The sequence below is a fragment of the Mycobacterium branderi genome (assembly GCF_010728725.1).
Taxonomy (GTDB): Bacteria; Actinomycetota; Actinomycetes; order Mycobacteriales; family Mycobacteriaceae; genus Mycobacterium; species Mycobacterium branderi.
On record NZ_AP022606.1, the window covers coordinates 1 to 24,253 of the forward strand.

The 24,253-nt window shown below is 65.1% G+C and carries 45 protein-coding genes and 1 pseudogene; 6 read left to right on the plus strand and 40 right to left on the minus strand.

Features of this window, described 5'->3' with window-relative positions:
- Window positions 1–514: 514 nt before the first annotated feature.
- Entirely contained in the window at window positions 515–769 is a 255-nt protein-coding gene (locus tag G6N47_RS00005; RefSeq protein WP_003921282.1) for a hypothetical protein, read from the minus strand.
- Window positions 766–1,140, minus strand: a complete 375-nt coding sequence (locus G6N47_RS00010) for a hypothetical protein (protein WP_139799290.1) — start codon at window positions 1,138–1,140, stop codon at window positions 766–768. Before G6N47_RS00010 ends, G6N47_RS00005 begins: the two co-directional genes overlap by 4 nt.
- Window positions 1,141–1,231: 91 nt before the next feature.
- Between G6N47_RS00010 and G6N47_RS00015 the strand changes: the two genes are divergently transcribed.
- Together G6N47_RS00015 and G6N47_RS00020 are read left to right on the plus strand one after the other, a co-directional pair.
- On the plus strand, window positions 1,232–1,444 hold the full coding sequence (locus tag G6N47_RS00015) for a type II toxin-antitoxin system HicA family toxin (protein WP_003921285.1): 213 nt from the start codon (window positions 1,232–1,234) through the stop codon (window positions 1,442–1,444).
- Window positions 1,441–1,821: a nucleoside/nucleotide kinase family protein gene (locus G6N47_RS00020; RefSeq protein ID WP_003921287.1), complete on the plus strand. Its 381-nt coding sequence runs from the start codon at window positions 1,441–1,443 to the stop codon at window positions 1,819–1,821. The genes G6N47_RS00015 and G6N47_RS00020 overlap by 4 nt, the downstream gene beginning before the upstream one ends.
- 87 nt (window positions 1,822–1,908) lie before the next feature.
- Here the strand turns inward: G6N47_RS00020 and G6N47_RS00025 are convergent, their stop codons facing one another.
- From G6N47_RS00025 to G6N47_RS00140, 24 genes and pseudogenes are all read right to left on the minus strand, one after another.
- Window positions 1,909–2,466: a hypothetical protein gene (locus tag G6N47_RS00025; RefSeq protein WP_083129693.1), complete on the minus strand. Its 558-nt coding sequence runs from the start codon at window positions 2,464–2,466 to the stop codon at window positions 1,909–1,911.
- On the minus strand, window positions 2,463–2,801 hold the full coding sequence (locus tag G6N47_RS00030; protein ID WP_003921289.1) for a hypothetical protein: 339 nt from the start codon (window positions 2,799–2,801) through the stop codon (window positions 2,463–2,465). Before G6N47_RS00030 ends, G6N47_RS00025 begins: the two co-directional genes overlap by 4 nt.
- Window positions 2,798–3,634 carry a hypothetical protein gene (locus tag G6N47_RS00035; protein WP_163659457.1) on the minus strand — a complete coding sequence of 279 codons (837 nt, stop codon included), beginning with the start codon at window positions 3,632–3,634 and terminating at the stop codon, window positions 2,798–2,800. The genes G6N47_RS00030 and G6N47_RS00035 overlap by 4 nt, the downstream gene beginning before the upstream one ends.
- Window positions 3,631–3,915, minus strand: a complete 285-nt coding sequence (locus tag G6N47_RS00040) for a WhiB family transcriptional regulator (RefSeq protein WP_003921291.1) — start codon at window positions 3,913–3,915, stop codon at window positions 3,631–3,633. Before G6N47_RS00040 ends, G6N47_RS00035 begins: the two co-directional genes overlap by 4 nt.
- Window positions 3,912–4,067, minus strand: coding sequence for a hypothetical protein (locus G6N47_RS00045; RefSeq protein ID WP_157139271.1), 156 nt, complete (start codon window positions 4,065–4,067; stop codon window positions 3,912–3,914). Before G6N47_RS00045 ends, G6N47_RS00040 begins: the two co-directional genes overlap by 4 nt.
- Window positions 4,064–5,233 (minus strand): hypothetical protein, encoded by a 1,170-nt coding sequence (locus tag G6N47_RS00050; RefSeq protein WP_232080079.1) that lies wholly within the window; start codon window positions 5,231–5,233, stop codon window positions 4,064–4,066. Before G6N47_RS00050 ends, G6N47_RS00045 begins: the two co-directional genes overlap by 4 nt.
- Window positions 5,233–5,835, minus strand: a complete 603-nt coding sequence (locus G6N47_RS00055; protein WP_083129696.1) for a hypothetical protein — start codon at window positions 5,833–5,835, stop codon at window positions 5,233–5,235. The genes G6N47_RS00050 and G6N47_RS00055 overlap by 1 nt, the downstream gene beginning before the upstream one ends.
- Window positions 5,835–6,053: a hypothetical protein gene (locus tag G6N47_RS00060; RefSeq protein WP_083129697.1), complete on the minus strand. Its 219-nt coding sequence runs from the start codon at window positions 6,051–6,053 to the stop codon at window positions 5,835–5,837. Before G6N47_RS00060 ends, G6N47_RS00055 begins: the two co-directional genes overlap by 1 nt.
- Window positions 6,050–6,232 (minus strand): hypothetical protein, encoded by a 183-nt coding sequence (locus G6N47_RS00065; protein ID WP_163659459.1) that lies wholly within the window; start codon window positions 6,230–6,232, stop codon window positions 6,050–6,052. The genes G6N47_RS00060 and G6N47_RS00065 overlap by 4 nt, the downstream gene beginning before the upstream one ends.
- Window positions 6,233–6,400: 168 nt before the next feature.
- Window positions 6,401–6,643, minus strand: a complete 243-nt coding sequence (locus G6N47_RS00070) for a DUF3310 domain-containing protein (RefSeq protein ID WP_139799360.1) — start codon at window positions 6,641–6,643, stop codon at window positions 6,401–6,403.
- 113 nt (window positions 6,644–6,756) lie between these two features.
- The gene (locus tag G6N47_RS00075) at window positions 6,757–7,581 is read right to left on the minus strand and encodes a DUF2303 family protein (RefSeq protein ID WP_163659461.1); all 825 of its coding nucleotides are present in this window, start codon (window positions 7,579–7,581) and stop codon (window positions 6,757–6,759) included.
- Between the two features lie 10 nt (window positions 7,582–7,591).
- On the minus strand, window positions 7,592–7,933 hold the full coding sequence (locus G6N47_RS00080) for a hypothetical protein (protein ID WP_139799291.1): 342 nt from the start codon (window positions 7,931–7,933) through the stop codon (window positions 7,592–7,594).
- A complete protein-coding gene (locus G6N47_RS00085; protein ID WP_163659752.1) occupies window positions 7,926–9,038 on the minus strand; it encodes a recombinase RecT in 1,113 nt (370 codons plus the stop codon). The genes G6N47_RS00080 and G6N47_RS00085 overlap by 8 nt, the downstream gene beginning before the upstream one ends.
- Window positions 9,039–9,522: 484 nt before the next feature.
- Window positions 9,523–9,951, minus strand: a pseudogene (locus G6N47_RS29435) (YqaJ viral recombinase family protein); the annotation flags it as partial.
- The gene (locus G6N47_RS00095) at window positions 9,948–10,229 is read right to left on the minus strand and encodes a hypothetical protein (RefSeq protein ID WP_083129702.1); all 282 of its coding nucleotides are present in this window, start codon (window positions 10,227–10,229) and stop codon (window positions 9,948–9,950) included. The pseudogene G6N47_RS29435 and the gene G6N47_RS00095, both read right to left, overlap by 4 nt.
- On the minus strand, window positions 10,226–10,576 hold the full coding sequence (locus tag G6N47_RS00100) for a DUF7368 family protein (protein ID WP_428839051.1): 351 nt from the start codon (window positions 10,574–10,576) through the stop codon (window positions 10,226–10,228). Before G6N47_RS00100 ends, G6N47_RS00095 begins: the two co-directional genes overlap by 4 nt.
- Window positions 10,573–11,142: an NUMOD4 motif-containing HNH endonuclease gene (locus tag G6N47_RS30240; protein ID WP_372517489.1), complete on the minus strand. Its 570-nt coding sequence runs from the start codon at window positions 11,140–11,142 to the stop codon at window positions 10,573–10,575. Before G6N47_RS30240 ends, G6N47_RS00100 begins: the two co-directional genes overlap by 4 nt.
- The gene (locus G6N47_RS00110) at window positions 11,073–11,261 is read right to left on the minus strand and encodes a hypothetical protein (RefSeq protein WP_163659465.1); all 189 of its coding nucleotides are present in this window, start codon (window positions 11,259–11,261) and stop codon (window positions 11,073–11,075) included. The genes G6N47_RS30240 and G6N47_RS00110 overlap by 70 nt, the downstream gene beginning before the upstream one ends.
- A 58-nt stretch (window positions 11,262–11,319) precedes the next feature.
- Entirely contained in the window at window positions 11,320–11,733 is a 414-nt protein-coding gene (locus G6N47_RS00115; protein ID WP_083129705.1) for a hypothetical protein, read from the minus strand.
- Window positions 11,730–11,870 (minus strand): hypothetical protein, encoded by a 141-nt coding sequence (locus G6N47_RS00120; RefSeq protein WP_163659467.1) that lies wholly within the window; start codon window positions 11,868–11,870, stop codon window positions 11,730–11,732. The genes G6N47_RS00115 and G6N47_RS00120 overlap by 4 nt, the downstream gene beginning before the upstream one ends.
- Window positions 11,867–12,178, minus strand: coding sequence for a hypothetical protein (locus tag G6N47_RS00125; RefSeq protein WP_083129706.1), 312 nt, complete (start codon window positions 12,176–12,178; stop codon window positions 11,867–11,869). The genes G6N47_RS00120 and G6N47_RS00125 overlap by 4 nt, the downstream gene beginning before the upstream one ends.
- Window positions 12,179–12,421: 243 nt before the next feature.
- Window positions 12,422–12,679 (minus strand): helix-turn-helix domain-containing protein, encoded by a 258-nt coding sequence (locus tag G6N47_RS00130; protein ID WP_197945461.1) that lies wholly within the window; start codon window positions 12,677–12,679, stop codon window positions 12,422–12,424.
- Between the two features lie 76 nt (window positions 12,680–12,755).
- Window positions 12,756–13,562 carry a phage antirepressor KilAC domain-containing protein gene (locus tag G6N47_RS00135; RefSeq protein ID WP_083129708.1) on the minus strand — a complete coding sequence of 269 codons (807 nt, stop codon included), beginning with the start codon at window positions 13,560–13,562 and terminating at the stop codon, window positions 12,756–12,758.
- Window positions 13,563–13,671: 109 nt separating this feature from the next.
- Window positions 13,672–13,908 (minus strand): helix-turn-helix domain-containing protein, encoded by a 237-nt coding sequence (locus tag G6N47_RS00140; protein WP_083129709.1) that lies wholly within the window; start codon window positions 13,906–13,908, stop codon window positions 13,672–13,674.
- A 192-nt stretch (window positions 13,909–14,100) separates the two neighbouring features.
- On the opposite strand from G6N47_RS00140, the gene G6N47_RS00145 reads away from it, so the two are divergent.
- On the plus strand, window positions 14,101–14,751 hold the full coding sequence (locus G6N47_RS00145; RefSeq protein WP_163659469.1) for a helix-turn-helix domain-containing protein: 651 nt from the start codon (window positions 14,101–14,103) through the stop codon (window positions 14,749–14,751).
- A gap of 196 nt (window positions 14,752–14,947) precedes the next feature.
- Here the strand turns inward: G6N47_RS00145 and G6N47_RS00150 are convergent, their stop codons facing one another.
- Window positions 14,948–16,048: a tyrosine-type recombinase/integrase gene (locus G6N47_RS00150; RefSeq protein ID WP_083129711.1), complete on the minus strand. Its 1,101-nt coding sequence runs from the start codon at window positions 16,046–16,048 to the stop codon at window positions 14,948–14,950.
- An 85-nt stretch (window positions 16,049–16,133) separates the two neighbouring features.
- Here G6N47_RS00150 and G6N47_RS00155 point away from each other — a divergent pair, with 85 nt between their 5' ends.
- From G6N47_RS00155 to G6N47_RS00165, 3 genes are read left to right on the plus strand one after another with little or no spacing between them, the layout of a single operon-like run.
- Window positions 16,134–16,544, plus strand: coding sequence for a hypothetical protein (locus tag G6N47_RS00155; protein WP_163659471.1), 411 nt, complete (start codon window positions 16,134–16,136; stop codon window positions 16,542–16,544).
- Entirely contained in the window at window positions 16,541–16,924 is a 384-nt protein-coding gene (locus tag G6N47_RS00160) for a hypothetical protein (RefSeq protein ID WP_163659473.1), read from the plus strand. Before G6N47_RS00155 ends, G6N47_RS00160 begins: the two co-directional genes overlap by 4 nt.
- Window positions 16,921–17,169, plus strand: coding sequence for a hypothetical protein (locus G6N47_RS00165; RefSeq protein WP_163659475.1), 249 nt, complete (start codon window positions 16,921–16,923; stop codon window positions 17,167–17,169). Before G6N47_RS00160 ends, G6N47_RS00165 begins: the two co-directional genes overlap by 4 nt.
- A gap of 195 nt (window positions 17,170–17,364) precedes the next feature.
- Here G6N47_RS00165 and G6N47_RS00170 read toward each other — a convergent pair whose 3' ends face one another.
- The 13 genes from G6N47_RS00170 to G6N47_RS00240 form a co-directional block, all read right to left on the minus strand.
- Complete coding sequence (locus tag G6N47_RS00170) at window positions 17,365–18,474, minus strand: PPE family protein (protein WP_083129662.1); 1,110 nt, start codon at window positions 18,472–18,474, stop codon at window positions 17,365–17,367.
- Window positions 18,402–18,704, minus strand: a complete 303-nt coding sequence (locus G6N47_RS00175; RefSeq protein ID WP_083129663.1) for a DUF7427 family protein — start codon at window positions 18,702–18,704, stop codon at window positions 18,402–18,404. The genes G6N47_RS00170 and G6N47_RS00175 overlap by 73 nt, the downstream gene beginning before the upstream one ends.
- Window positions 18,701–18,850 carry a hypothetical protein gene (locus G6N47_RS00180; RefSeq protein ID WP_163659477.1) on the minus strand — a complete coding sequence of 50 codons (150 nt, stop codon included), beginning with the start codon at window positions 18,848–18,850 and terminating at the stop codon, window positions 18,701–18,703. Before G6N47_RS00180 ends, G6N47_RS00175 begins: the two co-directional genes overlap by 4 nt.
- 9 nt (window positions 18,851–18,859) lie before the next feature.
- Complete coding sequence (locus G6N47_RS00185; RefSeq protein ID WP_083129664.1) at window positions 18,860–19,195, minus strand: DUF2746 domain-containing protein; 336 nt, start codon at window positions 19,193–19,195, stop codon at window positions 18,860–18,862.
- Window positions 19,195–19,422, minus strand: a complete 228-nt coding sequence (locus G6N47_RS00190) for a hypothetical protein (protein ID WP_083129665.1) — start codon at window positions 19,420–19,422, stop codon at window positions 19,195–19,197. Before G6N47_RS00190 ends, G6N47_RS00185 begins: the two co-directional genes overlap by 1 nt.
- A gap of 20 nt (window positions 19,423–19,442) precedes the next feature.
- Window positions 19,443–19,961, minus strand: coding sequence for a hypothetical protein (locus G6N47_RS00195; RefSeq protein ID WP_163659478.1), 519 nt, complete (start codon window positions 19,959–19,961; stop codon window positions 19,443–19,445).
- On the minus strand, window positions 19,906–20,445 hold the full coding sequence (locus tag G6N47_RS00200) for a PE-PPE domain-containing protein (RefSeq protein ID WP_163659480.1): 540 nt from the start codon (window positions 20,443–20,445) through the stop codon (window positions 19,906–19,908). Before G6N47_RS00200 ends, G6N47_RS00195 begins: the two co-directional genes overlap by 56 nt.
- A complete protein-coding gene (locus G6N47_RS00205) occupies window positions 20,442–20,777 on the minus strand; it encodes a hypothetical protein (protein WP_083129667.1) in 336 nt (111 codons plus the stop codon). Before G6N47_RS00205 ends, G6N47_RS00200 begins: the two co-directional genes overlap by 4 nt.
- On the minus strand, window positions 20,777–22,042 hold the full coding sequence (locus G6N47_RS29260; protein WP_083129668.1) for an NlpC/P60 family protein: 1,266 nt from the start codon (window positions 22,040–22,042) through the stop codon (window positions 20,777–20,779). Before G6N47_RS29260 ends, G6N47_RS00205 begins: the two co-directional genes overlap by 1 nt.
- Complete coding sequence (locus G6N47_RS00225) at window positions 22,039–22,872, minus strand: hypothetical protein (RefSeq protein ID WP_083129669.1); 834 nt, start codon at window positions 22,870–22,872, stop codon at window positions 22,039–22,041. The genes G6N47_RS29260 and G6N47_RS00225 overlap by 4 nt, the downstream gene beginning before the upstream one ends.
- Before the next feature lie 9 nt (window positions 22,873–22,881).
- The gene (locus tag G6N47_RS00230) at window positions 22,882–23,139 is read right to left on the minus strand and encodes a hypothetical protein (protein ID WP_003921248.1); all 258 of its coding nucleotides are present in this window, start codon (window positions 23,137–23,139) and stop codon (window positions 22,882–22,884) included.
- Window positions 23,139–23,687 carry a phospholipase D-like domain-containing protein gene (locus G6N47_RS00235; RefSeq protein ID WP_083129670.1) on the minus strand — a complete coding sequence of 183 codons (549 nt, stop codon included), beginning with the start codon at window positions 23,685–23,687 and terminating at the stop codon, window positions 23,139–23,141. The genes G6N47_RS00230 and G6N47_RS00235 overlap by 1 nt, the downstream gene beginning before the upstream one ends.
- Window positions 23,688–23,804: 117 nt before the next feature.
- The gene (locus G6N47_RS00240) at window positions 23,805–24,233 is read right to left on the minus strand and encodes a hypothetical protein (protein ID WP_083129671.1); all 429 of its coding nucleotides are present in this window, start codon (window positions 24,231–24,233) and stop codon (window positions 23,805–23,807) included.
- Between the last annotated feature and the right edge of the window lie 20 nt (window positions 24,234–24,253).

The window sequence follows — 24,253 nt, forward strand, 5'->3', positions numbered from 1 at the left end:
GGTACTTCGTTCCGGTTACGTATTGCTAAGGTTAAGAGAGGACAAAGGTTTCAACGCTTCAGCACCTGTCGCTGCGACCACCCCCGCCCTCGATTTTTTTGCCGGGGTGGTATCTGCGCTGGTACGCGCCTTGTTGGCGTTCGCTAGCCGGTTACCATGGCCACTGCAGTGCTCGCGGCCCGATGTCGACCAGCTCCCGGTTTGCTCGTTTGCCGGTCAGCGCTGGTCGCAGGTGAGTCGCGCTGCCGTCTTCCGCGCTTCGCTGTTGCAGCCGGACCATGGCCAGCATGGCCAGGGTTCGGCCGGTCAGCGCTGGTCGCCGCGGCGCCGTTGCGCGCTGGTACGCTGGTGCCGTTGCGCCGGTAGACCTTGCGATAGGTACATGGGTTCGCCGCACCACCAGCAGGGTGTGCCGTCGATGTGCTGGCGTTTGAGGTGGGCGACTTGCTGTTTATGTCGGTGGCCCAGGCCGCGCTGGGTGGTGGTCTTGGTGTGGCGGCCGGGCATTGGCGCGCTAGGCGTCTGCGGCCAGCGGGGCCGCTGCGGCGGTGTCTGGTGTGACGTGGATGGTGAGGCTGCCGTCGTCGTTGTGGGTGACTGTGGTGCTGACCGGCAACCGTTCTGTGCGGTCGAGTGCGTCGGCGATGCGTTCTGCGAATTGCATGCCTTCGGCGACGGTGTAGATCTTGGATGCTGCTGCGCGTGTGGGCAGGAAGTCTTTGGGCAGGAACGCTCGTAGCTGTTCGGCCAGCGGGTTCGGTGCGGTCATTGGTGTGGGCACTCCGGGTTGATCTGCGTGAGGGTGCGGATTGCCAGGCGGCTGAGGTGGGCTTTCATGTCGTGGTCGACGGTGAGCGAGTAGAGGCGTTCGCCGCAGCGTTCGCAGTAGACGTTGGCGATTTTGTAGCCTTCGGCGTCTGCGGCGTGTTTGTCGTCGCGGTGGCCGATGGTGTAGCCGCGGCGTTCGAGTAGGTGGACGATGGATTCGCCGACGCCGGCCGCGAGTTGGTTGATGCGGTCGCGGGTTTCGGTGGTCTGGTTGAACTGGCTGAAGTGCATCAGTCGGCGTGGGCGGCCGTCTGGGTGTGGGAGGCTGTGGAGGCTTTCGGCGATGAGTTTGGCGGCGTCTGGGCGTGGCATGGCGTGGCTAGGCTCCCTATAGGAAAAGGGCCGATCAATAGGTGTTTAACCGCTTGACACTTGCGGTGTTTAGCGACTAAACTTTAGGCTTATGCGTGCTCGGGAAGTCAACCGGAAAATCGAAAAGCTCGGCGGCGTGCACATCCGCACCGTCGGATCGCACAAGCGTTACCGCGTCACCCGCGGCGAAATCACCGCGAGCACTGCGGTCCCGCAACACCCCGGCGACATTCCCACCGGAACACTGCACAAGATCGAACGCGACCTAGAACCGGCGCTTGGGAAAGGATGGCTGCTGAAATGACCTACAGCGTTCACGTCACCCGCGAGGGCGACGCGTGGCTGGCCGACGTGCCCGCCGTCGCTGGCGCGCACACCTTCGCCCACTCACTGGCTGGACTCGCCAAATCGGTACGCGAGGTCATCATCCTGATGGACGATCTTCCGGATGACGCCGATGTGGAGCTCGATTTTCATTACGACGTCGACGATGAGTCGGTGCTCGATGCCGAGCGTCTGCGCCGAATGCGCGAAGAGATCGAGCGCCAAGAGGCCGAATTGGTCTCGGAAACGGGACGCGTAGCATCCGCGCTGTCGCGCAAGTATTCGGTGAGAGACACGGCCGCGATGCTCGGTGTTACCGCTGGGCGAGTGTCCCAGCTGGCGAACGCTGGGAAGTGAAACGGCAGAGCGCCTTGGTGCGGGCATAGGTCGTCCGCCTGCAATCTGGTTCCAAAGGTAAGTCACACGCGTGTGATTTCGCAACTTTCATGCTGGTTTGTTCTCGCGTGTCGCCTCGATGAGCGCGTAGACGTCGGCCAGCCAGTACATCGGCTCGTCGCTGTCGTTTTGGCGCTGCGGTAGCCGCACACCGGCGCGGGTTTGGTAGCTGCGCGGTTTGAGCCAGCCGCGTTTGCACCAGGAGTAGAACGTGGATCGCGACAGTTTGTCGCCGAGCTGCTCGAGCGCGCCCGGGAGGTCGCTGACGCGGCTGCCGACGATCTGCACCGCCGATAGCGGCTCGTAGAGCAGGTGGTTGCGCAGCAGCTCAATCAGATGGTCGACCTGGTGCAGCGTGCCGCAGGTTGGGCATCGGACTTCGGTTGCGTCGCGTGGCGCGACGAGTTGCATTGCGCAGGCTTGGCGCCTGGTGACCAGGTGTGGGCATGGGCCGAGGAAGCGTGGGGGTTTGGGCCGGTTGATGCGGTATTCGATGTCGTCGATGAGTTTCTGGATTTCGCGGTAGCACCGGCCGGCGTCTTGGTGTGCTGCGATCGCGGTGACGTTGTCGGCGAGTGTGCGGGCCATCTGGACGGCGGTGGTCACGGCTGGTCCTTTCCTAGGATGGCGAGTGTTTCGGCGTTGCGGTTCACGATTTCGACCCAGCGGGCGAGCATTGCGTGCGCTTCGTTGAGCAGGTCGGATGCGGTCTTGTTGAACGGCAGCGGTGTCGTGTAGTCGGTGGAGTGGCGTACTGAGACGCCGAGCCGGGTTTGGCCGAGTGCGGCGTCGGTGAGGTATTGCAGCCAGCTTGCGCCGCGGTGACCGGATGGGAGCTCTTGGCCTTCGACGAGGCCGCGGAGCATGTCGCGCAGGTCGCTGGTGCAGCTCTGGCAGAGGAAAAGCTGTGCGCGGCAGCCGCAGTGCTGGCATTCGCTCATCGAAACCCTCCTCGGTGTAGCCGAGGAAACTCGCCGGGCGCGAACTCAGGGAAGCGGGTAAGCGTCATATCGGTGACGCCGGTTTCCTCGTCGGTTTCGACGTTGGCCACGGTTCCTGTGATGATGCGGCCGCGGACGTCCACGAAGCTGACACGTGAACCCCGCTGCGGAATCTGCGCAATTGCGCGGCGCTGGTTTTGCGGCACCACGGGATGGGTTACCACGCCGGGCGCTGTCAGCGGCTCCCATGTGCCGCCGATGCTGGGCGCAAAGTCGGCCAGGACGTCGACGACGTTGCCGTTGCGGCGGAGGTGTTCGGCTTTGAACGTCTGCGATGCGTCGCCGACCACCACCGTGAACTCGAATCGCTCCATGTCTTCGGTGATTTCGGCGTTGTCGGGGAGCGTGGTTCGCCACCAGCGGCGGTTCACGTTGAGCTGGAGTTCGGGCGTCAGCGCCAGACGGTAGCCGCTGAGCAGGTCGTGGATGGCTCGTCGGTGCGCGAGGGCGATGTCCCGCTGGATCCACTGCTCGAGCCACTCGAGGCCCGGTGGTATTTCGGCCGGCATGGGTCCGATGAAGTCTGAGCCTTGGCAGAGCACGCGGCTGGTGTCGGTGTCGGCGCGGTAGTCCTCGTCGTAGATCCCATTGGCGTACATCGCGGCGATGCGTTCGGTGATGGGCAGGCCGTGCCAGTGGCGGTCGCAGTGCGGGCAGCGCGGGTAGGTCGGGTCGCCGAAGTCGTAGCCGACGCGTGGTTCGCCATCGGCCATCTGCTCGTCGACGAGCCGGTCAATCTCGTCGAGGATCCGGTCAGCGTCGCGGATCGTCATCGCTGCGGCCGCTTTCCGATGGCGGCTTTGTGCTTGAGCTGGCGTTGGGCGTCGGCGTATCGCCGGGCGCGTTTGCGTTCGGGCACGTAGACGCCTGCGCAGACGACGGTTTCGAGTTGCTCGGACAGCGTGTACCAGGCGCATTGGGCGATGACCGGGCAGCCGTCGCAGATGGCTTGCATTGCCGCCATTTCGGCCGCGTGTGGCTCGCTGGCGGGCGTCCAGGCGGGGTGTGGCCGGCAGGCGGCGTGCTCGGTCCAGGCCAGCAGTGTGGCGCTCATCTGGCCTCCAGTTTGTCGAGCATGGCTTTGAGGCTGGCGATGGCTTTGTCCCAATCGAATTGGGGCTGGTCGCGTTGGTGGCGTTCGCGGGTGGCTTTGGCCGAGTTTCGGCGGGCGTTGGCGATCTGCTGAGCGGAGTGTCGAAAAGTCACTTGGCGCTGCCTTTCGCGAGTGCTGCCCGGACTGCGGCGATGCCGGCTTTGGTGGTTTCGGTTCGGTCGATGTGGTCGCAGACGTGGGCGCCGCGGTAGCCGTTGTCGTCGCAGAGATCGCAGTCGGTGATGGCGAGTTGTCGGTCGACGGCGAGTTGTGCTCGGCGGCTGGCTTCTTCGCGGGCTGCGGCTTGCTGGGCGCGTTTTTGCTCGATGTCGGCGTTGGCTAGCCAGCGGTCGTGTCGCTGCCGGTGCTCCTTGCAGGCGCCGCACGGGTCGAGGGTGCCGCCGGGCATGTGCTTTGGGCAGTGTCGGGGTGGGGGGTCGTTCGAGTCGGGTGGCGGTTCGTTGTCGGCGTTGGGTTCGCGCTCGCGCGCCCCCCCAACTTGAGAACTACCCAAGGTAACTGATCCATATCCAGATCCATATCCCTGGGGTTCCGTTGGGGTTTCGGAACCGTTCAACCGTTCAGGAACCGTTGCCGGAACCGTTTGCGGGAGGGTTTCGGAAGGGTTCGGCAGGGTTTCGGAACCGTTCAGTTGAGGTTCATCAAAATCGGGCTCAAAACCGGGTGGATCGATCGCGTCTGCAACCTGGTCAGCGTCAGCCTTATGCAGCCGGCGCAGCTCCTTGGCGAGCTCGTGACGCAGCTTCTCCGACGCCACCATGCGGGCGCAGCGCAACGCGTTCTTGAGAATGTTCGGATACCGCGCAACGTCGCAGTGCCGCATATACGAGCGAACGAACAACTCGTCGGTGTCCTCGTCGACGAACACAAACCTGTGCTGCTCGAGCACCTTCAGATCCGCGCACAGATCCTCAGCGGTTAGGTCGTTGCAGCCCTTCGCCCACTTCGCGACCTGCAGCGGCTGTATGCCGGCGCGGTCGAGCTCCTTCTGACTGATCAACTGCACATAGGTGGCCTGCGCGGTGCGCGGCAGCAGGCGCCAATCCTTGTCGCGCCAGATCGACTCCTTCAGCATCCCAGCCGAGTTAGCCACAGACTCCTCCATCTCTTCGTCGTCGCCAGGCTCGTATCCCGGGCAGTCGCAATCGACATGCCCGAATTTGGTCGCGTATTCGCGAGCTCGGCAGCGCCGGCCGGGGTCGATGTCGGCCGGTGTGTGCTCGCTCTCGTAGTGCAGGCACAGCGCGCATTCAGGCATCAGGCACTACCTACCTCGAACAGCGCGTCCATCTGGGCTTCGAGCGCAGCGGTGCGCGTGCGCTGGGCGGTCTGTGCGTGATGCTCGCGGTGGGCGCTCAGGATTTCGGGCAGTAGTTGGTCGAATGGCACGCGATACGGAGAGAATCGGGAGCGGCTATCGCCTACTGCGCGGTCCGGGTTGTTCAGCGTGCAGGCGTCCGTATCACCGATCACCGCGGTTGGGATGACCCAGGCGTGGATGAGGTCGCGTCGGTCGAGGCCGATCAGGACTACGACGGTCGACGCATTGCTGCGGGAGCTCCCGCGCAGTGAGACGAACCGGAACACCTGGCGAGCGCCTTGGCCGAATCGCATTATGCATTCGGCGGCGAATTTAACCTCGACGCGGATGCTGCCGAGCTGCACGTCCCAGCCGTGTCCTGTTGGCGTGAGCCGGCCGCCAGTGTGTCGTGCGACGACACCTTCCCACAGTCCATAGAACCGTGCTGGGTCTCCAAGCTGGCCGGCGCGGAGCGTCTCCACCGATCGGTATTCCGATGGCGAGAGCACATCGCGAAGCGGAACGCTTAAGCCGCCGCGGTTCTCGGGGCGGATCGGCATCAGCGGCCCTCCCTGATCATCCGCTGCAGCGCGTAGGCGCAGTCGACGTAGGAGTCGCGTTCGGCGATTTCTTCGGCCGTCAGTGGTGGCGCGTTGGGGTTTTGGCGCAGTATCGGCCCGAACGCGCGTAGGCATTCGCCGCATGGCTCACCAACCTGGCCGACAGGGTTCCGGCAGCCGGGCAGTACGCAGCTTGGGAGGGCGAGTTGAGCGGTCATGATGCGCCATCCATGAGGCTTGTTTGTTGCGGTGTGTCGATGTGGTTGCGGCACCAGGCGGCGAAATGCCCGTCGCGCCAGGAGATGTAGCCGATGGCGGGCGCGCCGCATGTGGAGCATGGCGGGGTTGGTGGGAGGCCGGCGCGGGTGCGGGCATCGAGCACGCGGTCGAGTGTCATGCGGTGGATCTCCCGTAGTGGACTATGCGGCCGTGTAGGGGGTGTCCGTTGATGGGCAGGTTTGTGCAGTCGTCGCCTGGCAGGGCGCCGCATTGTTCGCATTTGCGGGTGAGCGCAGCTTGGACGATGTCGCTGTTGCGGTCGCCGAGCTGGTCGAACAGGGTCGGCTCATGGCGTCTCGCTGGTCGGGTTGTCGAGCCAGTCACGCAGGTACCAGCAGGCTTTTTCGATGTCTTCGCGGTCGTTTGCTTTGCCGCCGAAAGCGACGCGCCAGATGTATTTCATGGCTGTTGCGAGCCGAAAGTCGCTGATGTGGCGGATGACTTCGATGCACTCGACGACTCTGGCGCCGCCAGTCGTCGCCGCTTTGATCCGCGGCCCGCGTGTGTAGTGCGGCGGGTGGTTCACCATGTCAGGCGCCGTGGCGGCGTGTTTCTGGCAGTAGCAGACGTCGCCGCGTTGCACAGGTGCGGCCGTCGGCCGGCCGCACTCTGCGCACTTGCGAAGTTTGACGGTTGGGTTTGTCACGGCTGCGCGTAGACAGGCTTGCCAGTCTGCTCGATGACCTTCGCGGCCAGGTCGAACCAGGCTTTGCGCAGGATCTGCCGGGTGGGCTTGAGCTTGATCGCCAGGAACAGGTCGCCGTCGGAGACACGGACCCGGAAATAGCCGTCTACGGGGTAGGTTTCGTGGTGGCCTTCCCACGGGCGCAGCTCGAGGCCGATGATTTGCGGTACTTCGAGTTGTCCTGTGCGGCCGGCTTTGACGGTGTGTTCTTGCTTGTAGACGAGTCGTTGACCGCCGTTGGCGCGTTCGATGCCTGACTCGAATTCGCCTTTGCTCGAGGCGCGGACGCTGTCGATGACTTCGAGTAGTTCAGCTTGGTCGGGGCTGGTGACAGTGTGCAGCAGTTCCTCGACCTTGTCGCCGAATTCCTCCTGCCGGAAGTACTTGCCCGACAAGGCGTGCCAGGCCGTCCAGTCCTCGTCGGCGGCGAGTTGGAGTTCGAGGCGGTCGTCACGCCAGCCCGCGGTGTCGCCGCGGTGGTCGTTGTAGATGGCGGTGAGTCGGCCGCGCTGCGCGTTACCCCACAGGGTGCCTTCGCTGGCAAGTGGCCGGCGTTCCAGCTCGTCGAGGAACGAGTCGAGCTCGGCGACGGTGCGGGTTCCGCTGACGCGGTACGGGTTCGGCAGCAGGTCTTCACGGGCGACGATTTCGTAGACCTGCATGCCATGCTCGGCCGTGGTCCCGACAGCCCATGAGACGCGGGGTTCATCCGGCTTGCGAACAATGACGATCTGCTGCTGGTCACGCGAGTGCTGAATAATGGTGGGGCCGTTGTCGGTCATGGCGGTCCTTTCAGTTATCTGCGGCGGCGGTCTTGTTGTCGGCGGGTTCCCACAGGGAGCCTTGGTTGGGGTCGTTGCGGTGCAGGCCGCCCTGTTCGTCGGCGAACCACATCGACGTGCGCGGGTCATCGGGGATCTTCGCGGTCACCTTGTCCTCGATGCGGAATGCGTTGGGAATCTTGGGAACCGGCTTGATTGCGAGCTCGACGATCACCTTGGCGTCCTTGCCGGTGCGCTTCACCGCTTCGACGGCCTCGCGCATCTTCTCCGACGCCTCATCGTGGGCGCGGCCTTTCGCGTGCTGGAGCAGCACGGCGGCGAATTCATCTGGGGTGTTGGGTGTTTCAGGCATCGGCGTTCCCTTCGGTGGTGGTGTCCTCTTCCGCGGCGAGTGTTGCGGCGTTGAGGATTTCGGTGATCTGCTGGCCGAGGACGCCTGCCTTGTTCCAGGCGTTCATCTGGTTGACGACGGCGCGCAGCTCGTCGTCGCTGATGGCGTCTCGGTGCTCGATCTCCCCGACCGGCAGGCCGGCCAGCGCGGCGATGACGATGAGCTGGTCCTGGCGGTCGTTGCAGTCGCCTTCGGACAGCAGAGCGAACATGCGGTTCAACCACTTGCGGCGCGCAACGTCTGACATGCCGGTTTGGTCCTGGTCACGCGAGTCGGGGGGAAGAGTGGCGCCCGACGACGGCTCAGCGTCCTGACTCGCGTCGTTACCGCCGTCCTGACCAGGAGCGGCATCATCGGCGCCCAGCGCGGCGCGTAGGCCGTCGACGCCGCGGCGCTGGCTGGGTACGCGGACCGGCGCGCCGTCGCTGTCGATGACCTGTCCTTGGTCGGTGCCTTCGAGGATGATGTCGGAGAAGTCGGCCGGGAAAGCCTTCTTCCATGCCTGCGCCTCAGCGCATTTGGCGAGCTGGTTGGCCGACATCTTGTTCCACATCGAGTTGAGCTCGCCGTTCTTGGTGTACTGGGCGAATTCCTCGAACATGACCGTCGCGGTGTTGGGCGCGCCGTCGACGCGGATGGTGTACTTCGCGGCGACTGGCTTGCCTTCTGACTTCGGCCAAAAGTCGCGCCACACACCGTCTTTGCCGCACCACAGCGGGTCGTCGTTGGAAACCACGACGCCTTCGCGGCGGGCGGCGCGCTTGCCGATGACGCGATAGCCCTCAATTCCGGTCTGGATCGTGTACTTCATCACCCGCTGCTTCTCGATACGGGTGTTGCCGTTGTCGAGTTGCACTCGGACGTTGACGTCGGTTTCGCGGCCGATCATGTAGATCTGGCGGGCGAACGGGTCCAGGCCGGTGCGCCGGCAGTGGTGGAAGAACACCTGCAGGTCGGCGTCGGTGGCGTCCTCGATTCCGATCTGCCGCAGCGCGGCGACCTGGGTTTCGGTGAAACCGGTTTGGCCGCCGGCGATGGCGAGTTCGGTGCTGGCCTGGTCGGCCAGGGCGGGGGGCGTGAGCTGTGGTCATGCGATCAGTTCCTCCAGTTCGGGCAGGTTTTTTGACGGAAAGGTTGAGCGCCACACTGCCTTTGGCGTGTTGGCGGCGGTCGGCGATGCGGAGCTCGCCGACGCAGGCGTATTGTGCGTTGCCCATCTGGTCCAGCAGCCGGGTCTTCATTCCCCGAAGCCGGGTTTCCATGCTCTTGCCAAGGGCCGATGCTCTGAGCAGAGCCAGCGCATCGTCGGGGTCGACTTGGACCGTCTCGCCGGGGTTGATTTCGGGGTGGAGCTTGCGCACGCACTCGTAAGTTGGCACGGAGTCGTCGAGATCCGGCGGCTCACTGCCCTTCAGGGAATGCCAGAACTCGCTGCAGCGCTTGTGCATCATCGCCACGACCTGCTCGTCGTATTCGATGACGTAGGTGTGCGCCTCGAAATACGGGCCCAACACCATCAGGTGCGCCGGGTGCTTGGTGTAGCCGGTGAACGCCATCAGCGCGAGCACCTGCGCGACATAGTCGGCCGGCGCCTGATCGGTGCCGAAATCTCCCCAATCCTCCAGGCGGCGCGCGGTTTTGAACTCCACGACCCTGCGGGCCCGACCGCGCCGACCGCGGCGGTCCAACGTCGCCGCGGCCGGATAGCCGAACTTGGCGTCAGCGACTATCTGAACCTCGCCGGGCGAGAGCTGCCAACCCGGGTTGCGGCGCTTCCACATCGCCGCCATCGCCGGCTCGAAGTCGTGGCCCACGTCGAAGATATCCTTTGGCGGCTCGGGGTCAACGAGTCCCTTCATGCGATGCCACAGCCTGTATGGCGACTCCCAGCGCGAAACACCAAGGATGGCCGCCACCTTCGACGACGTGATGATCCGATGCCACTCCGGCGAACCTGGTTCGATCACGACCCCGCTCACTCTGGTTCACCCGTTTCGAAGTCGCAGACGGCCCCCAGGCCCCGGCTGTCGAAACCGGCGACAGGCTCTCCGTGCTCGTCGTAGACGATCGTGGTCTTGACGTGTCGGCGTTCACGCTCATCCCAGAGCCGTTGCCGCATCGCGACTACGTCGTCGAGCGTGTACCCCGGAGCTGGGAGGCCGGCCCGGCGTGGGCGCCATCGACGCCGCAACGCGATCACATTCGCCACGAGCACCACCACCGCAGCGGCGCAGACGAGCACAGTCTCCGCAATCATGCGACAGCCTCGACGTCGCCGCGCAGACCCTCGACCCAGGCCAGCAGTTCGCTCATCGGTCGGTCGACGTCAACCGCGGCCAAGGCGATGACGAGCCATTCGCGCAGCTGCGCGTTGGTGGCGTCGGCCAGCACGTTGTGGAAGGCGTCGAGGTCGTCGCGCAGCTCGGCGGCAAGCCGCATCACATGCGCCGCTGATTCCTCCAGCTCGGCCTGGCGTAGCGAACTCGGCGGCACGGGACGGCGCGACATCGGGCATGGCATAAACGCCGTGTCCACATGAGCTTTCACTATGCCATCAGAGGCCCCGACAACGCGCCAGCAAACCGGGCAATTCAGCTGAATCATGAGGCAGCCTTCAGCTTCCGACGGCCGATGCGTTTACGCTCAGCGTGTTCGGCTTGCTGACGCTCATAACAGATTCGGCAACGCCGCGCCTTCGGGGCGTGTCGCAGCCTGAGTGTGTTCTCGTCGTCGTAGGGATGGCCAGCGGGGCAATGCGTCTTGTTTGCATTCGCATGTGTGCCATGTCGAACCAGGTCGAAGTTGTTCGTAGAGGGGCTGTCCCATCGCAGATTGTCTGCACGGTTGTTCGACGTGTCGCCGTCGTTATGGCAGCCAACAAACCCTGGTGGACAAGGGCCCACGAACGCCTCAAGGACGAGTCTGTGCACCTTGTGTGTGCGGTGATGGCCGTTCTTAGCCAAGGTGACCTGTCGATAACCACCCCTAGGATGGACAGCCTGCTTCAAAATCCGGAAGCGCCGCTTCAAACTGCGAACGCGGCCATCGCTACTAACTTCGTAGAAGCCTTCATAGCCGACAACGGGTAGCCAACGGTCCGTCACGCTGGCACCGCCCAGCGCGCGTCGTCGCGCACGTAGTCGAGTGCTGCGTCGAGCATCTGCGACCACGACGGGTTCAAATCCCTTGGTGTGGCGTCTGTTTCGTGCCAGACGATTTCGGTGAAGTCGAGCAGCACGGCCAGGTGGTCGTCCTGTGCGGGCGGTCTTGCTAAGCTGCTGTCTGACATTGGGAATCATCCCTTCCTGTTGTCGGCGCCCTCGGCCGTGGACCCGGCCGGGGGCGATTTACTTGTGGTGGACGATCTGTTCTGCCGCGTCCTCGAGCTGCTTGGACAGCGACCGGCAGTAGTGCGGCGCACCGCATCCGGCGTCGGCGGCCCAATCGCGCAACTGGTGCGCTGCGGCGCGCAGGAGGTTTGGATGCCCCGCCGGAGCAGCGCCGGGAGTGTCAGCGCTGGCGATCTCTCCGGCGGGGCGTTCCGCTGCAGCATCGGGAGGCGTCACCGGCGCAGCGGAAGAATCGGCAAGGTCTCGGATTTCGGCGACGAGGGCGTCGAGTCGATCGAGCGCGCTCTGCACAGCCAGCAGTTCGTCGTAGCTGGGCAGCGTTTCGCGCGGGCAGCAAACGTCCAATCCCATGCCGACACCGCGTAACAACTCGCGGCCGAGAGCGAACGGGAACGTCAACAGGGCTTTCACGCCGCCTCCTTGGTGCGCGCCAACGTGATTCGCATCCCCCGCTTGCAGCGCGGGCATTTGCCGCGTTCGGCCAGCCGGCATTTGTCGCCGCCGCAGCGGCGCCACTGCGCAATCAAGCTGTCGAGAAGAGCGCTCATGGCGCCATCCGATCCGCGTCCCGAAGCGCCCGGGCGGTCGCGAGCTGGTTTTCCAGCCGTGCGTTGTCTGCCGCGAGCTGGTCGGCGCAGGCGCCGTAGTGGCGGCCGAGCCAGCGGTTGAGCGCCGCATACTCCTCCAGCGTCGAATCCTCAGCGAACTCGAACTGGGCCCCACACGGGCAGCTGTAGTAGCCGACCGCAGCGGCGAACGCCTCACGCACCGAGTCGTTTTCGGCGCGCAGCTCATCGACCTGCGCCACCACGCTAGCGATAGAATGCTCCAGCACAACGGTGCGTTGCGTAGTCACCTCATCCTCCTCACTAGTTGGCGTCGCGCATGCTTGCCTTGCTGGCGGCGCGCAAACACCTGGAACTCAGCCGTGTCACGAAACCCGAACACCGCCGCCAGGATTCGACATTCGTCAGCCGTCAACGCCAACGCATCTAAACCAGCCAGGCGCTCACCGGTCACGATGTTCTCCGCAGCCACTCGAACCCGATCAACGACGCCAACGCGGCCAGCAGCGCGGCAACAGCAGTCAAAACATCAATCACGACGCGCTCCTTAGCTTCCGGCGCGACGTCGGAGTAAAAGACAACTGTCTCGACGGCCGCTCAGCCCGAACAGTGGTGTTGCGGTGCTTAGCGATCAGGTCATCGACGTCGTCTTGAGTCATCCGCCACGTGTGGCCGACCTTGTAGCCGCCGATCAACCCGCGCCGCAAACGCCGCTGCAACCAGCGCTCGGAGTCCTTCCACTCCGGCGGCAGCACCATCGCCGCCACCTCAGCCAGCGAATACGTTTTCACCGCGAAACCCCCAGCAAGAAAACAATCAACAGCCCGTACGGCGCCACCGCGGCCAACGTCCACCAGAAATCGCCGCTCATGCGTCGAATCCCTCCGCGGCCAGCTCCCACACCCACTTGCGCAGGAACTCCAACCCGGGCGGCCGAACATAGGTTGTGGCCGTGGGTATCTGCTCCCCGGTTTTGGGGTGCGTGTAGGTTCCTGGCACGACTTTGAAGTGGTGCGCGTAGCGCTGGTAGGGCAGGTTGTTGCCCTGCAGCACGCCGGCTCTGCGCAGTTCGCGCATCATGACGTTGCGGCCCCAGCCGAGGATCTTCGACGCCGCGAGCATGGAGTAGGTGCCGTCGGCTTCCATCAGCGCGTCGTAGAACTCGGCCTTGGGCTCGAGCTCGGCGATCCGTTCGTCCTTGGCGGCGAGCATCTTCTGGGCCTCGATGACGGCGTGGGCCAGCAGTTCGGGGCCGGAAAGTGCGGGCGTGACCGTCTCGGCCTCGCGGGTTCGGATCGCGAAATACGCCTGTGCGGCGGCGACTTCGGGCTTGTTCGGGTCGCCGTTCATCGCCACGAGGTAGGCGGCGAAGCGGGACAGCTCGCAATCTTCGGCATCAGGCCCCGACGCTGCGACTTTGCGGGATCGCGCAAAGTGGCGCTGCACGTCGTGTCCTTGGTTCTGCGCGGTCATCATGGCGCGCTGAAGCGGTACGCCGAAGTTGCGCCACGCGCTGTAGCCCATGAGTGGCATCAAGTCGCGAGCCGACCAGTACTCGGAGCCGTCTAGGCGGACGCGGCGGATGCGGTCGAACGGCGATGCGCCAGGCTGCGTCTTTTCCAGCGCGGCGAAGTAGCCGGTCGGCGGCGTGGACTCAGGCATGCGGATGCTCATCTGGCACCGCCTTCGGGGTGGGCCGCGCCAGAGGTGTGAGCCCGAATCTCTGCCCCTGGCGCGGCCCCGTCTCCTACGCCCAGCGGGTCGCCGTAGTAGTCGGCGCTCATCACGCAACCTCTTCGGCTGTGAAGCTGGTCGTGATGGCGGCGAGCGGGACGCCGAGGGTATCGGCGATCTTGCGGGCCATCTCCGGGGTGCACCGCTTACGGCCGGCCTCAATGTTGGACAGGTGCGGGTGTGTTGTTCCGATGGCGACGGCGAACTTGCCTAGTTTCCAGCCGTATGCCTCTCGGAGTGCCTTGATTGTGGCCCCGGTCCTCACCGGATCGTCGTTCCGCTCCATGCCGACCAACGGTAGGAACCGATTGGAACTATGTCAAGAACTCGGTGGAAACGATTCCGTGTCGCTCCTATTCATGCTGGTCAGAGCGGAAGTGCAATCCTGTAGTTTCCGGCGTGTGTTTCCGGTCTTGAGTGGTATCTCGCGTAGATCAGCTACTAGATGTTTCTCAATGTTTCCCTCACGATGGGGGGTATGACCGGCGCGGAATGGAAACGGGTGGGTGCGCACATCGTTCAGCGACGCATCGAACTCGGGATGAAGACGACGAAGTCCCTGGCCGAGAGGACGGGCTTGACGCCGCGGATGCTCGGAGACATCGAGAACGCGCGACGAACCAACTACTCAGCGGGAACGATCGCGCAGATTGAACTCGCTCTGAAGTGGCGCCCCGGCAGCATCACCGACATCCTCGCCGGCGGCGAGCCGTCTCCTGTCGAGGAACTGGAGGCAGCTCCGGGGCGTCGTTATGGTTTTCGTGCACGTTCTGAACTTGCGGGTGGGCCCGACCTCGCCACTGTGGAGCAGCTGCTGAGAACGGCTGTGGCGTTCGCTGATTTGGTGGAGAGACTTCATGATGCCGAGTTGTCCGCGCGGTGGAAACAGCTCGACCAAGCCATCACAAAGACCGCTGTCGAACAATTGAGCGACACAGGCAAGCAAACTCAATGGCTGCTGGACCAGCTAGCTCAGCGAATGGCTGATTTACCGCCTGATTGTGACCGTCCGGGTGGCGCGGCGTCGCCGGCGGGATCATCGGACGATGTGGAGTCTGGGCTTGCCGACCGGTTCCGGCGGTGGCGCGCTGGCATACCACACATCGAAGACCGCGATGAGGGCACGTAGCAGTGGTTCCGGCCACGACATGAACGGATGCTGGTCGAGACGGTCCAGCAGTTCGCGGCGCAACACATTGATGTCGGTGTAGTCCACGTGTTGAATAAGCGGCACGGGGGAAGCTGACGACCGAAGCGGCCCCCGGGGGCGCACCTTTGTCGGCGAACATGCGGAGTTTTGTCGGCCAGTGCCGGTAGATAGCTGATCACGCGGTTGGGCCCAGCAGTCTCCCGATCGCATCCGCTGCGGCTTGGGCGCTGCTGCGGTCCAGGTGCCCGTACAGGTCGATGGTTGTTTTGATCGACTCGTGGCCTAGGTGGCGCTGGATCACCGGCAGCGGAACCCCGGCGGTGATCATCCATGACGCGCACGTGTGCCGCAGGTCGTGGATGCGCGGCCGTGGCGGTGCGAGCTGAGCCCGCTCGACGGCCGGCCACCACACGTTGGCGCGGAAGTTCGGCGCCCGGACCGGGCCGCCTGCGGCGCGCCGGCCGCGGCCGGGGTTGGTGAACAGCCACTCGCCGCTGTAGTCGAGGTCGTCGAGCACGGAGGCCGGGACGTCGATGGTGCGCACCGACCGCTTGGTTTTCGGCGCCCCGAGGTGGTAGCCGCCGCCTCCGCGTTTCCATGCCCGGCTGATGCGGACGGTGTGCTCTGTGCGGTTGACGTCGTATGGTCGCAGCGCGGTGACTTCGGAGAGCCGGGCGCCGGAGGCGACGAGGAACCGCACCATCGGCCGCCACGGCTCGGTCACTTCCGCTAGGAGGGCGGCGAACTCGTCGCGGCTCAGGAATCGCATCTCGTCGCGTTCGGTGCGCGGCAGCCTCACGCCAACAGCGGGGTTGGCGGCGATGTGGCCGGCTTCGACGGCCGCGTTGAGTGCCGACGACAGGAAGCCGTGGCGGTTGGCGACGGACTTGCCCGACGCGCCGTCGTCGCGCATCTTCTCTACCCATCGGGCGACGTCGTCGCGCGTCAGCGACGTGAGCGGGATGTGGCCAAGCGTCGGCGCGATGTGGTTGCGCAGGTAGCTGCGATAGTCCTCCGGTGTGCGGCGCTCGACGCCTGAGAGGTGCTCGATGTGGTGCTCAAGCCATTTCGTCACGGTCGGGCCGCCGCGGATCGGGCGATCGATGCCGTGAACCTGCCGCGCCCGGGCACCGCCGACCGCTTCGACGAGGCGGCGGAACTCCTCGGCGTCGTTCGGGTCGTCGAGGGAGGTTGAGGTTTCTTGGCCGTCTACGCGGTAGCGGACTTGCCAGTAGGTGCTGCCGTCGATGCGTTGGCGGCGCCTGATTGTGGCCACGAATATGGACCGTATCACGCCCGAAATGTGGACTGCGGTGTGGACGGCTGCTATTCTCCATTTTTATAGGGTTTGACCTGCGGTTTTGGTGGAGCTGCCGGGAATCGAACCCGACGGGAATAGCCCCGAAACCGGCTCTGAGCTGCGGAAACACAATGATGTAAGGAGTGTGGACGGCATGCGGCGACCTGCGGAAACCCTCGAAGATGTGGACCGCGTCCACATCGACCTCCGGCGACCTAGAGACGCGTTAGATTCCCTCGCCGAGTTTGATTACGACGGATACGGCGAGGCGCTAAGAGCGCTCCACGACGCAGCCTACGAGTACGCCACCTGGGCGCTGTGGGATAGGCTGCCAGCAGGCGCACAGGGAGACATGAGCCAGAAGGCGAGGCAGGCACGTCGCGATATGGCACAGGCCGCAGCAGCGCGTTGGGTCGAGCTGTACCTACGGGTTCAGTCGATGAACGCACAGTACGAAGCGGGCGCGAAATGACCAGCCCAACCCAATCCGGCGCTTCCACGCCCGAGCCGGAAACCGCGGCCATCAGAACCACCGCGACTCCCGACCTTCCGCTGGCCTACAGCGACCTCGACGAGGACGATGAGGATCTGTGGAGCGACGCCGACGACCGGGCCTACGCGTGGGGAACCGTGAAGATCTTCGTGGGGCTGATGGCCGTCGCGGTTGCCGCAGCAGCGTGGATGGCAGGTGTCTGGTTGACGCGCCGCGACAACGCGCCGCGCTCGGCGCCCTCAACCCCGGCCGTTGCTGCTGCAGCTCCCTCGTATTCTCTCGCAGCTCCGGTGCCGACTTCCGCGCCCACACCAACTGTCGCGGCGCCCCGCCTGTTGCCGAGCCGCCGCCGACGGTGACGGTCACCGAAACCCCAGCGGTGGCGCCCTCAGCTCCCACCCAACGGTTCGCGCCACCGCCGACCATCGGCAACGGCTGGACCGAAGGCCAACTCGCAACCTCAACATGCAACGTCCTCTGGGACGGCGGCACCAAAACCGACGCCATCCAATTCGTCCAACGCATCAGCGGATGGGGGCTCGACCAAGCCACCCGTTGGACGACTGAGGCGCTTGCCGCCCGCTGCCCGACCGCCGCCACGTGAAAAAAGAGGCCCGGTATGAAATTCGTTCTCGCTATCCTCGCCACGCTGACCCTGGTCTTCACCGCTCCGGCGCGGGCCGACGACCATCCCCCGATGGATTGCTCCCGCCGCGCCGGGCGGTAGTTTGCCGTCCAGGCCAACCACGTAAAAGCCTGGCCTCCATCGAGGAAGAATCCGTCGACCCATATGTCGCGGCTAGCCTCCTGCCGGGTGTCGCGGTGGCAGCACTTTTGACACGTGCCCGTACTCGGGGTCTTCGCGGACGCGCCGCTGTGCGCTTCTGCCGGCGCTGGTAACTGGGACGGCCGGCGGCACAGGGATTCCCGCCTGGTATCTCTGCGCGGCCGGTGTCGCTACCGACACGTTCGGCGCGCGTCCCTCGAGGTTCCAGGGCTGCGTCGTCCAGCTCGGCGACGAGAACCTGCCGAGCGTCGACGCGCCACCCATGTTGGCCGTTACTTGGGTCGACACGAACGGTGTCGCACTGCTGACGCTGACAGGCTGCGGTGTCGCGACAGCGGGCCTGGTCGTCGCGGAGCTGACGGCCGCCCCCATCGCCGTGTAGGCGATGAAGTTTCCGAAGAGCTGGGCGATGTTGATCGGGTAGCCGCCGCTCACGGACTGCTCGAGGTACTGGCCGAGGAGGGTGCTGCTGTCGAGCCCGAGGATCGGAACGCCGTTCGGGTTGAGGATGCCGTCGATCTGGCTGATGATCGACCCGACACCGCCATTGGTGGTCGCTGGTTGGGCTGCCGCCTGGATGGCCGGGGCTGCCGGGTTGGCGGTTTGCGGTGCGGGCGTGAACGGCGTAATCGCCGACGTCGCAGCCGATGACGTCGCCTGGTACTGAACCATCGCGGCGGCGTCCTGCGCCCACATTTCGGCGTACTGCGCCTCGGTGGCCATGATCGCCGGGGTGTTCTGGCCGAGCAGGTTGGTCGCAACCAGTGCGGCGAGCTGTGCACGGTTCTCGGCGATCACGGGAGGCGGCACGGTCGCGGCGAACGCCGCCTCGTAGGCTTCCACAGCGGCAAGTGCCTGTGCGCCGATCTGCCGCGTCTGCTGCGCGGTCGCTTCCATCCATGCGATATATGGCTGTACCGCTGCGGCCATGTCCTGACTCGACGGGCCCAGCCACGCGCCGCTGACGAGTCCGGTGACGGCGGCGCGGTAACCGTTGGCCGCCGCTTCCAGCTCAGCACCCAGCGTCTCCCACGCCTGTGCCGCAGCGATTAGCGAGCCCGGGCCCGGGCCGGCGTACATGCGGGCCGAGTTGATCTCAGGTGGAAGCGCAGCGAAGTCCATCGAAACCCCTCCCCGACCAGATGTATCGGGTCGACGGCGTGGGGCAGCCGGCCGATCAGGTGCAGCACCACCGTGCCGATCACCCAATAGGTGAGCAGCGGATGCGTTTTGGCGTAGCGGCGGCTGGCGTCCGACAACATCTCATCGGGCGGGCACAGCGCATCCCACACACCGACAGCCGCCGCCAGCGCAGCACCCAGCACGATCCACGCCTTATCGGACGGTCTCACCTGAATCCTTGGCTGTAACGGTCGAGCAGCCTGTCAAGCATCGACTGCCATGTCCATTCGCGCTCGATCTCGCCTTGATCCCGCGCGGCGCGTAGTTGCGCCAGCGCGGTGGTGATCTGCTCAGTCAGCGGCGACCGCGCCTGCATGAGGTCACGTCACATCTGTTCGGGGTGGCGGCGTTTCGCCGTTTCGATGCGCCGCTCGAGGTCGAGCCGTGCTTCGCGCTCGTCACGCAGCTCGCCGCGGACACCGCCGATGTCCTGGCGGATGCCGCGCATATCGCGGCGCACGTCATCGAAACCGGCGCGGACCTCGGCCCGGAACTCGTCCAGATCTTCCCGCAGGTTCGAGTCGTGACCGTTGACGAGCTGGTCGCGGATGCCGCCGACTGCGCGTGCATGGTTGCGACTGTCGATCCATGCTTTTCCCCAGCCGCCGACCGTGATGACGACGAGCCCGGCCAGCCCGATCAGGGTGGTCGGCTCGCCCATCAGGAGGCGAACTGGTCGAGGTCGTCGATCAGCGGCTCTGCGGTCTTGATGAAGCCCGCCACAGCGGCAATCACCGCCAAGCCGCTGCTGATCGCGCCGGCCCACGTCTCGGGAAGGATGCCGGCGAACTCATGCAGCGCGTAGGTACCGACAGAGCCAGTGGCGGCCAGGACCGCGACCGCGGCCTGCGCTGCCTTGGACGGCTTAAACGGGAGTTTGATACTCATCTTCGATGACCTTTCGGGGTTTAGGCCGCCGCGCGGGCGGCTGTGAGTGTTGCGATGTTGTGCAGGAAACCCACGGCGTTGGCGACAAGGTTTGAGTAGCCGCCGATCTCGCCGACGTAGCTGATGTGCGGTGCGGTTGGGCCGCCGGGCGCAGCCAGGAAGTCGATGCCCTGCAGCGCGGCCTCGACGGCGGCCTGGGTGCCGGTGGCGTTGGCCTGCGGCCCGCTGATCAACCCGATCAGCAGTCCCTCGAGCGCGCCCAGTCCGGCGGCCGCCAGCCCGGCGATGCCGCCGGTGAACGCCGGGATCAGACCGAGATCTTTGACGGCCATGACCAGTGCGTTGACAATGTCGGTGGTCAGTGCGCCGAGGTCGTTGAACTGCAGGCCGGTGGCCACGGTGTAGACGTCGGTCATGTCCTGCCCGACTTGGCCGTTGGGGACGCTCGCGTACATGTCGAGGCCGGCGTCGCCATTGGCCGGGCTATGCACGTAGTCGGCCCACACGACCTGCCCGTCGCGCATCGGCAGCTCGGTCATGTTCAGCGACGAGATGCCGTGCCCCTGGGTCGGCGATACCTGGGGCGTAGAAACCGGCTCCGCGGCACGGGTTTCCGAACGTGTAGCCGCCCACGAAATTCGGGGCGTACTGCGCGAGAGGGCCGTCCATGATGTCGATCGCGACGCGTGACACCACCTCGGCGCCTTGGCTGTAGCCTCCGAGGACGAACGTCTGCAACGGGTTGGCGGCGAGCCATTCCGCGATCCAGTTGTAGCCGTCAGCGACCGACTGCTGGTAGCTCGGCGACGAGGCCGAACCGCCCACCGGGCCGAACGACGCCGGGTAGGGCACCGCAACCTCGTAGCACAACCCGTCATCGACGTAGGTGTTTAGCCCGGCGACCACCATCGACGGGTACTGGGTGCCCGGCGCCGACTCCCACGTGCCGCCCACGGTGAGCACAGCGTGCCGGACCTTCACAACACCGGAGATGCCGGCCTGCAGGTCCGCCCACCCGGTCATTTCGCGCTCGTCGGAAGACCGTTGGCTTTGCGCCACTGGATCGCGAATTCCATCAACTCGATCAGCACGTCCCCGGAGTCGCGTTCGATGCCGTCGGAGAAGACGTGCGTCCACGCGATCTGCTCGGCGACGGTGACCTGCTGCTCGAACGCGTCATAGGTGCCCTGATAGCTCTGACCGTTGTGGGTAGAGTTCCAGGGGCCGCGCGCCGGGTCGTTGACGATATCGCCGATGTTGCGAGGATGCCGCGCCAGCACGTTGCGCCACGGCATCGGTGTCCCATCGACTTTCACCCCAGAGACGTCGGCCTGCAAGCTGTTGGCGTCACTCATCATTGCTTCCCTTCGATAGAGTTCTTGACCGACGCGAGCGCGTCGACCGGCGTGAGGTTTTGGCCTTGCGCGTTTTGGCCGAGCTGAGGCCAGCCTTGACCGTTGGGTCCGCGCAGCTGGTCCCAGATCTCGCGGGTTTTCTGTAGCAATTCGGTTTGTTCGTCGTCGGTTAGTGCCATGAACAGCCCTCCTCCTAGTAGTGTTTGCAGGTCGCTGATCGACCCTCGGAATGCGTTGGCGTCCACGGACATTCCCGCAACCAGCGCGGCGTCGGTGAATTGCCAAATGACGGGGGTGGCGCCGCCGTAGCCGGTCCAGCCTTGGCCGTTGTCGCCGCCCGCGTCGGCGTATTCGGTGCTGGCGTAGTTGCCCTCTTCGTAGTAGGCCGACGACACCAGCCCGACCACACCGGACAGGTCGGGGGAGCCGATCTGTTGCCAATACCAGTGCGGTATATAGGACAGCCGCATGTTGACACCCGCCGCGACGAACGCGTTCCACACGGCCCAAAAGTTGGTGATGTCACCGGAGTTGGCTTCGAAGTCGAGCATGCACGGCGCCGCCCCGTTACTCGGGTCGTTCGAGAGGTATTTCTGCGCCTGCTGGGCCGGGTCGTCGGTGGTGACGTAGTGGTAGGCGACGACGATGTTGCCGGTCTGCTGCGCCCACTGCCACACGGTGGGCCAGTAGGGGTCCGCGTAGTAGTTGCCTTCGGAGCATTTGTGTTCGATCCACGAAAAGCCCTCGGCGATGATCTCGTTGAGGGTCGGCACGATCGACGCGGGCGGCGCACCGCCCCAGTTGTTGTTGGACAGGTCAACACCGAACAGAGTCATGGTTTCCCTCGTCAGGTATCTGCGTGCGTTGTGGAATGGGCCGGCCTGCTCGAGCGGTACTTCTTGCACTGGCCTGCCGTAGGTGGATGCTTGGATGACGTTGCCGCCGCCGGTGTAGAGGGCGGCGTGGCTGGCGTCGGGGTAGAAGGTGACGACGTCGCCGGGCTGCAGATCGTTGCGGTCGACGGGCTGGCCGCCGATGGCTTGCTGCTGGCTGGTGCGCGGCACGGTGATGCCGATCTGGGCGTAGGCCCAGAAGATCAGCCCGGAGCAGTCGAACGCGTCTGGGCCGGCCGCGCCCCACGCATAGGGTTTTCCGAGCGCGGTGCGGGCGACGTCGACGACCTGGGTCGCTGCGTCAGCTGCGGCCGTCGGCGCCATCAGCAACAGGGATGCGGCGGCGATGAGCGTGGCAAGCCATCGGCTCACGCCGCCGGTTCGGGTGCCGGATCGTCGGCGTCCTTGCGGGAGCGCCGCCGCGGCGCCGGTGTCAGCACGGGCCCGGTGTTCAGTTGCGCGAGATCGCGTGCGAGCTTGTTGAAGTCGACGCCCGCGGGGCTCTTGCCGCCGGTGAACATTTCCTCGGTGAGCGCGACCACGGCAACCGTGTTGAGAGTGGAATAGAACGGGGACGTGATGCCGCCCTCGGCGCCCCATGTGGGCAGCTGCGCAGTGTGGCGGTCGGAGGCGCCCCAGATCGGAATGTAGTGGCCGCCTTCGATGCTGTGGCGCCCGGCGATCAGGTGCCACGGCAGCCCGGCCTCGAACTGCGCCTCGGCGTAGTCGGGAACCTGGACACCGATACCGACCATCTCGAACAGGCTCAAAGCGATCAGCATCTCGTCCCAATCACCCGGTGTCAGGCCGGCGTAGGCGACGATCTTGTGCCGGTTGCCGTCCGCGTCCACGATGCCAGTGTTCTGCCGGAACTCGTAGAGTTCGTGGACGTCGGTGCCTTGGTCGCTGCCGGGATCGGCGGGGCTGTATCCGGTGATCTCCGAGTAGTTCTGCACCGCGGTGTCGTCGGTGAAGTTGACGGTGACACCGCGCAGCGCGTTCGCCAGCCGGATCTCCTCGATGCTTCCTGCGATAGCGCAGTCGCCGAGCTGGTCGTTCATGAACATGTGCGGCTCAATCAAACCGGCGTGGCCGAGCGGGAACTTCAGCGAATCAACGCTTGGCAGGTCGCTGGTGTAGTAGTCGCACAGCCGGACTCGCGGATGGGTGTGGACGGGCTTCAATCCGAGCTTGTATTTCACGGCGGTCTCCTATGCTTGCTCGAGTGCTTCGCCGAGCTCGGCGAGCGCTTTGTTGTGGCGGTTGTGGGCCAGGACGTGCCCGGCGGCGACGATGGCGGCGATCGGCCACTCGATCAGCTCGAGCGCTGCCAGCGCAGCCACACCGCCGTAGTAGGCCAGCTGGTCGAGCTCCGGCACCGGCACCGTGCCGAACAGCGGAAGCGCAATAGTGGGGCGGTGTTTGGCGGCCACCTGTTTGACCGCGGTTGCTTTCTTGGGTGCGGGCATCAGTAACCTTTCTGTTTGCCGAGCATGTTGGCGTGGATGGCGTCGATGCGGCCCCGGGCCTCGGCGGCGACGTAGGGGTCGGCGGTGACGCTCATTTCGTTGTCCTGCAAGCGTTCGCCCGCGTCGCTCCAGTTGGTTGAGCCCTGAACCACCCAAAGGTTGTCGACCACAACCATTTTCATGTGCATGATGCGGCCGTGTTCGCTTCGTCCGATAGCGATCGACGACGCCGGATAGTCCTGCTCGGCGAGCAGCTGGCGTTCGTGGACGCCGCCGGCCTGCGAGCTGTCCAGGGTGAGCTGCACGTAGCAGTGCTCTTGAACGAGCTTGCTGCGCAGTATTTCTGCGAGCTGCGGGTCGTCAAATCCGTACATGGCGACAACCAGGGAGTGCTGGGCGCTGTTGAGCAGATAGCACAATGCGCCGTGCACGTCGTCGACCGGGGCGTAGAGGGTGCGCCGGTGCTCGGGATAGCCGGGCGGCAGCGGTTGGGTGCGGTATTTGTCGAGCACCGACAGGCTGTAGAGAGGGTGAGCGCGGGTGCTCATTTGTTGTCCTTGTGGCCGTGATGGATGGCGCGGCCGACGTATTCGAGGATGGCGCCGATGGCAGCTGAGGCGAGGCCGCCGGTCGCGAAGGCGGTCAGCCAGCCGGTTGCGCTCATGTCAGGCGGGTGTGATGACGCCGATGCCGGCTGCCGACCAGTTCACCGCGAACACGCCGTTGGACGGGGACTGCACCCCGCCGAAGTCGACCCAGCCGATCAGCGGATCGGTTGCGGCTGAGCCGGTTTGGGCGTCGTAGAGCACTGCCTTGTACGCGGAGAATGTGGCGTTGGACCATTGCGCGTTGGCGCCGGTGAAATCCCAACCTGCTGTGGTGATTGCGATCGACCCGATCACCACACCCCCGGCGGTGTAGCCGGGGCCGCTGATCTCATACGCCTGCGGCGTCGACCAGAACTGGTCGGCGGCTTGGTTGGGTGTGTAGCCGGAGCCGACGAGCGCCAGCTTGAGTGTGTCCGATGTCAGGTTGATCTTTCCCTGCGCCAGCGCAGTGAAGAAGCTGTTGTAGAAGTGAGCGGTTACGGCCATGCTGATGAAGCCGCCTTTCT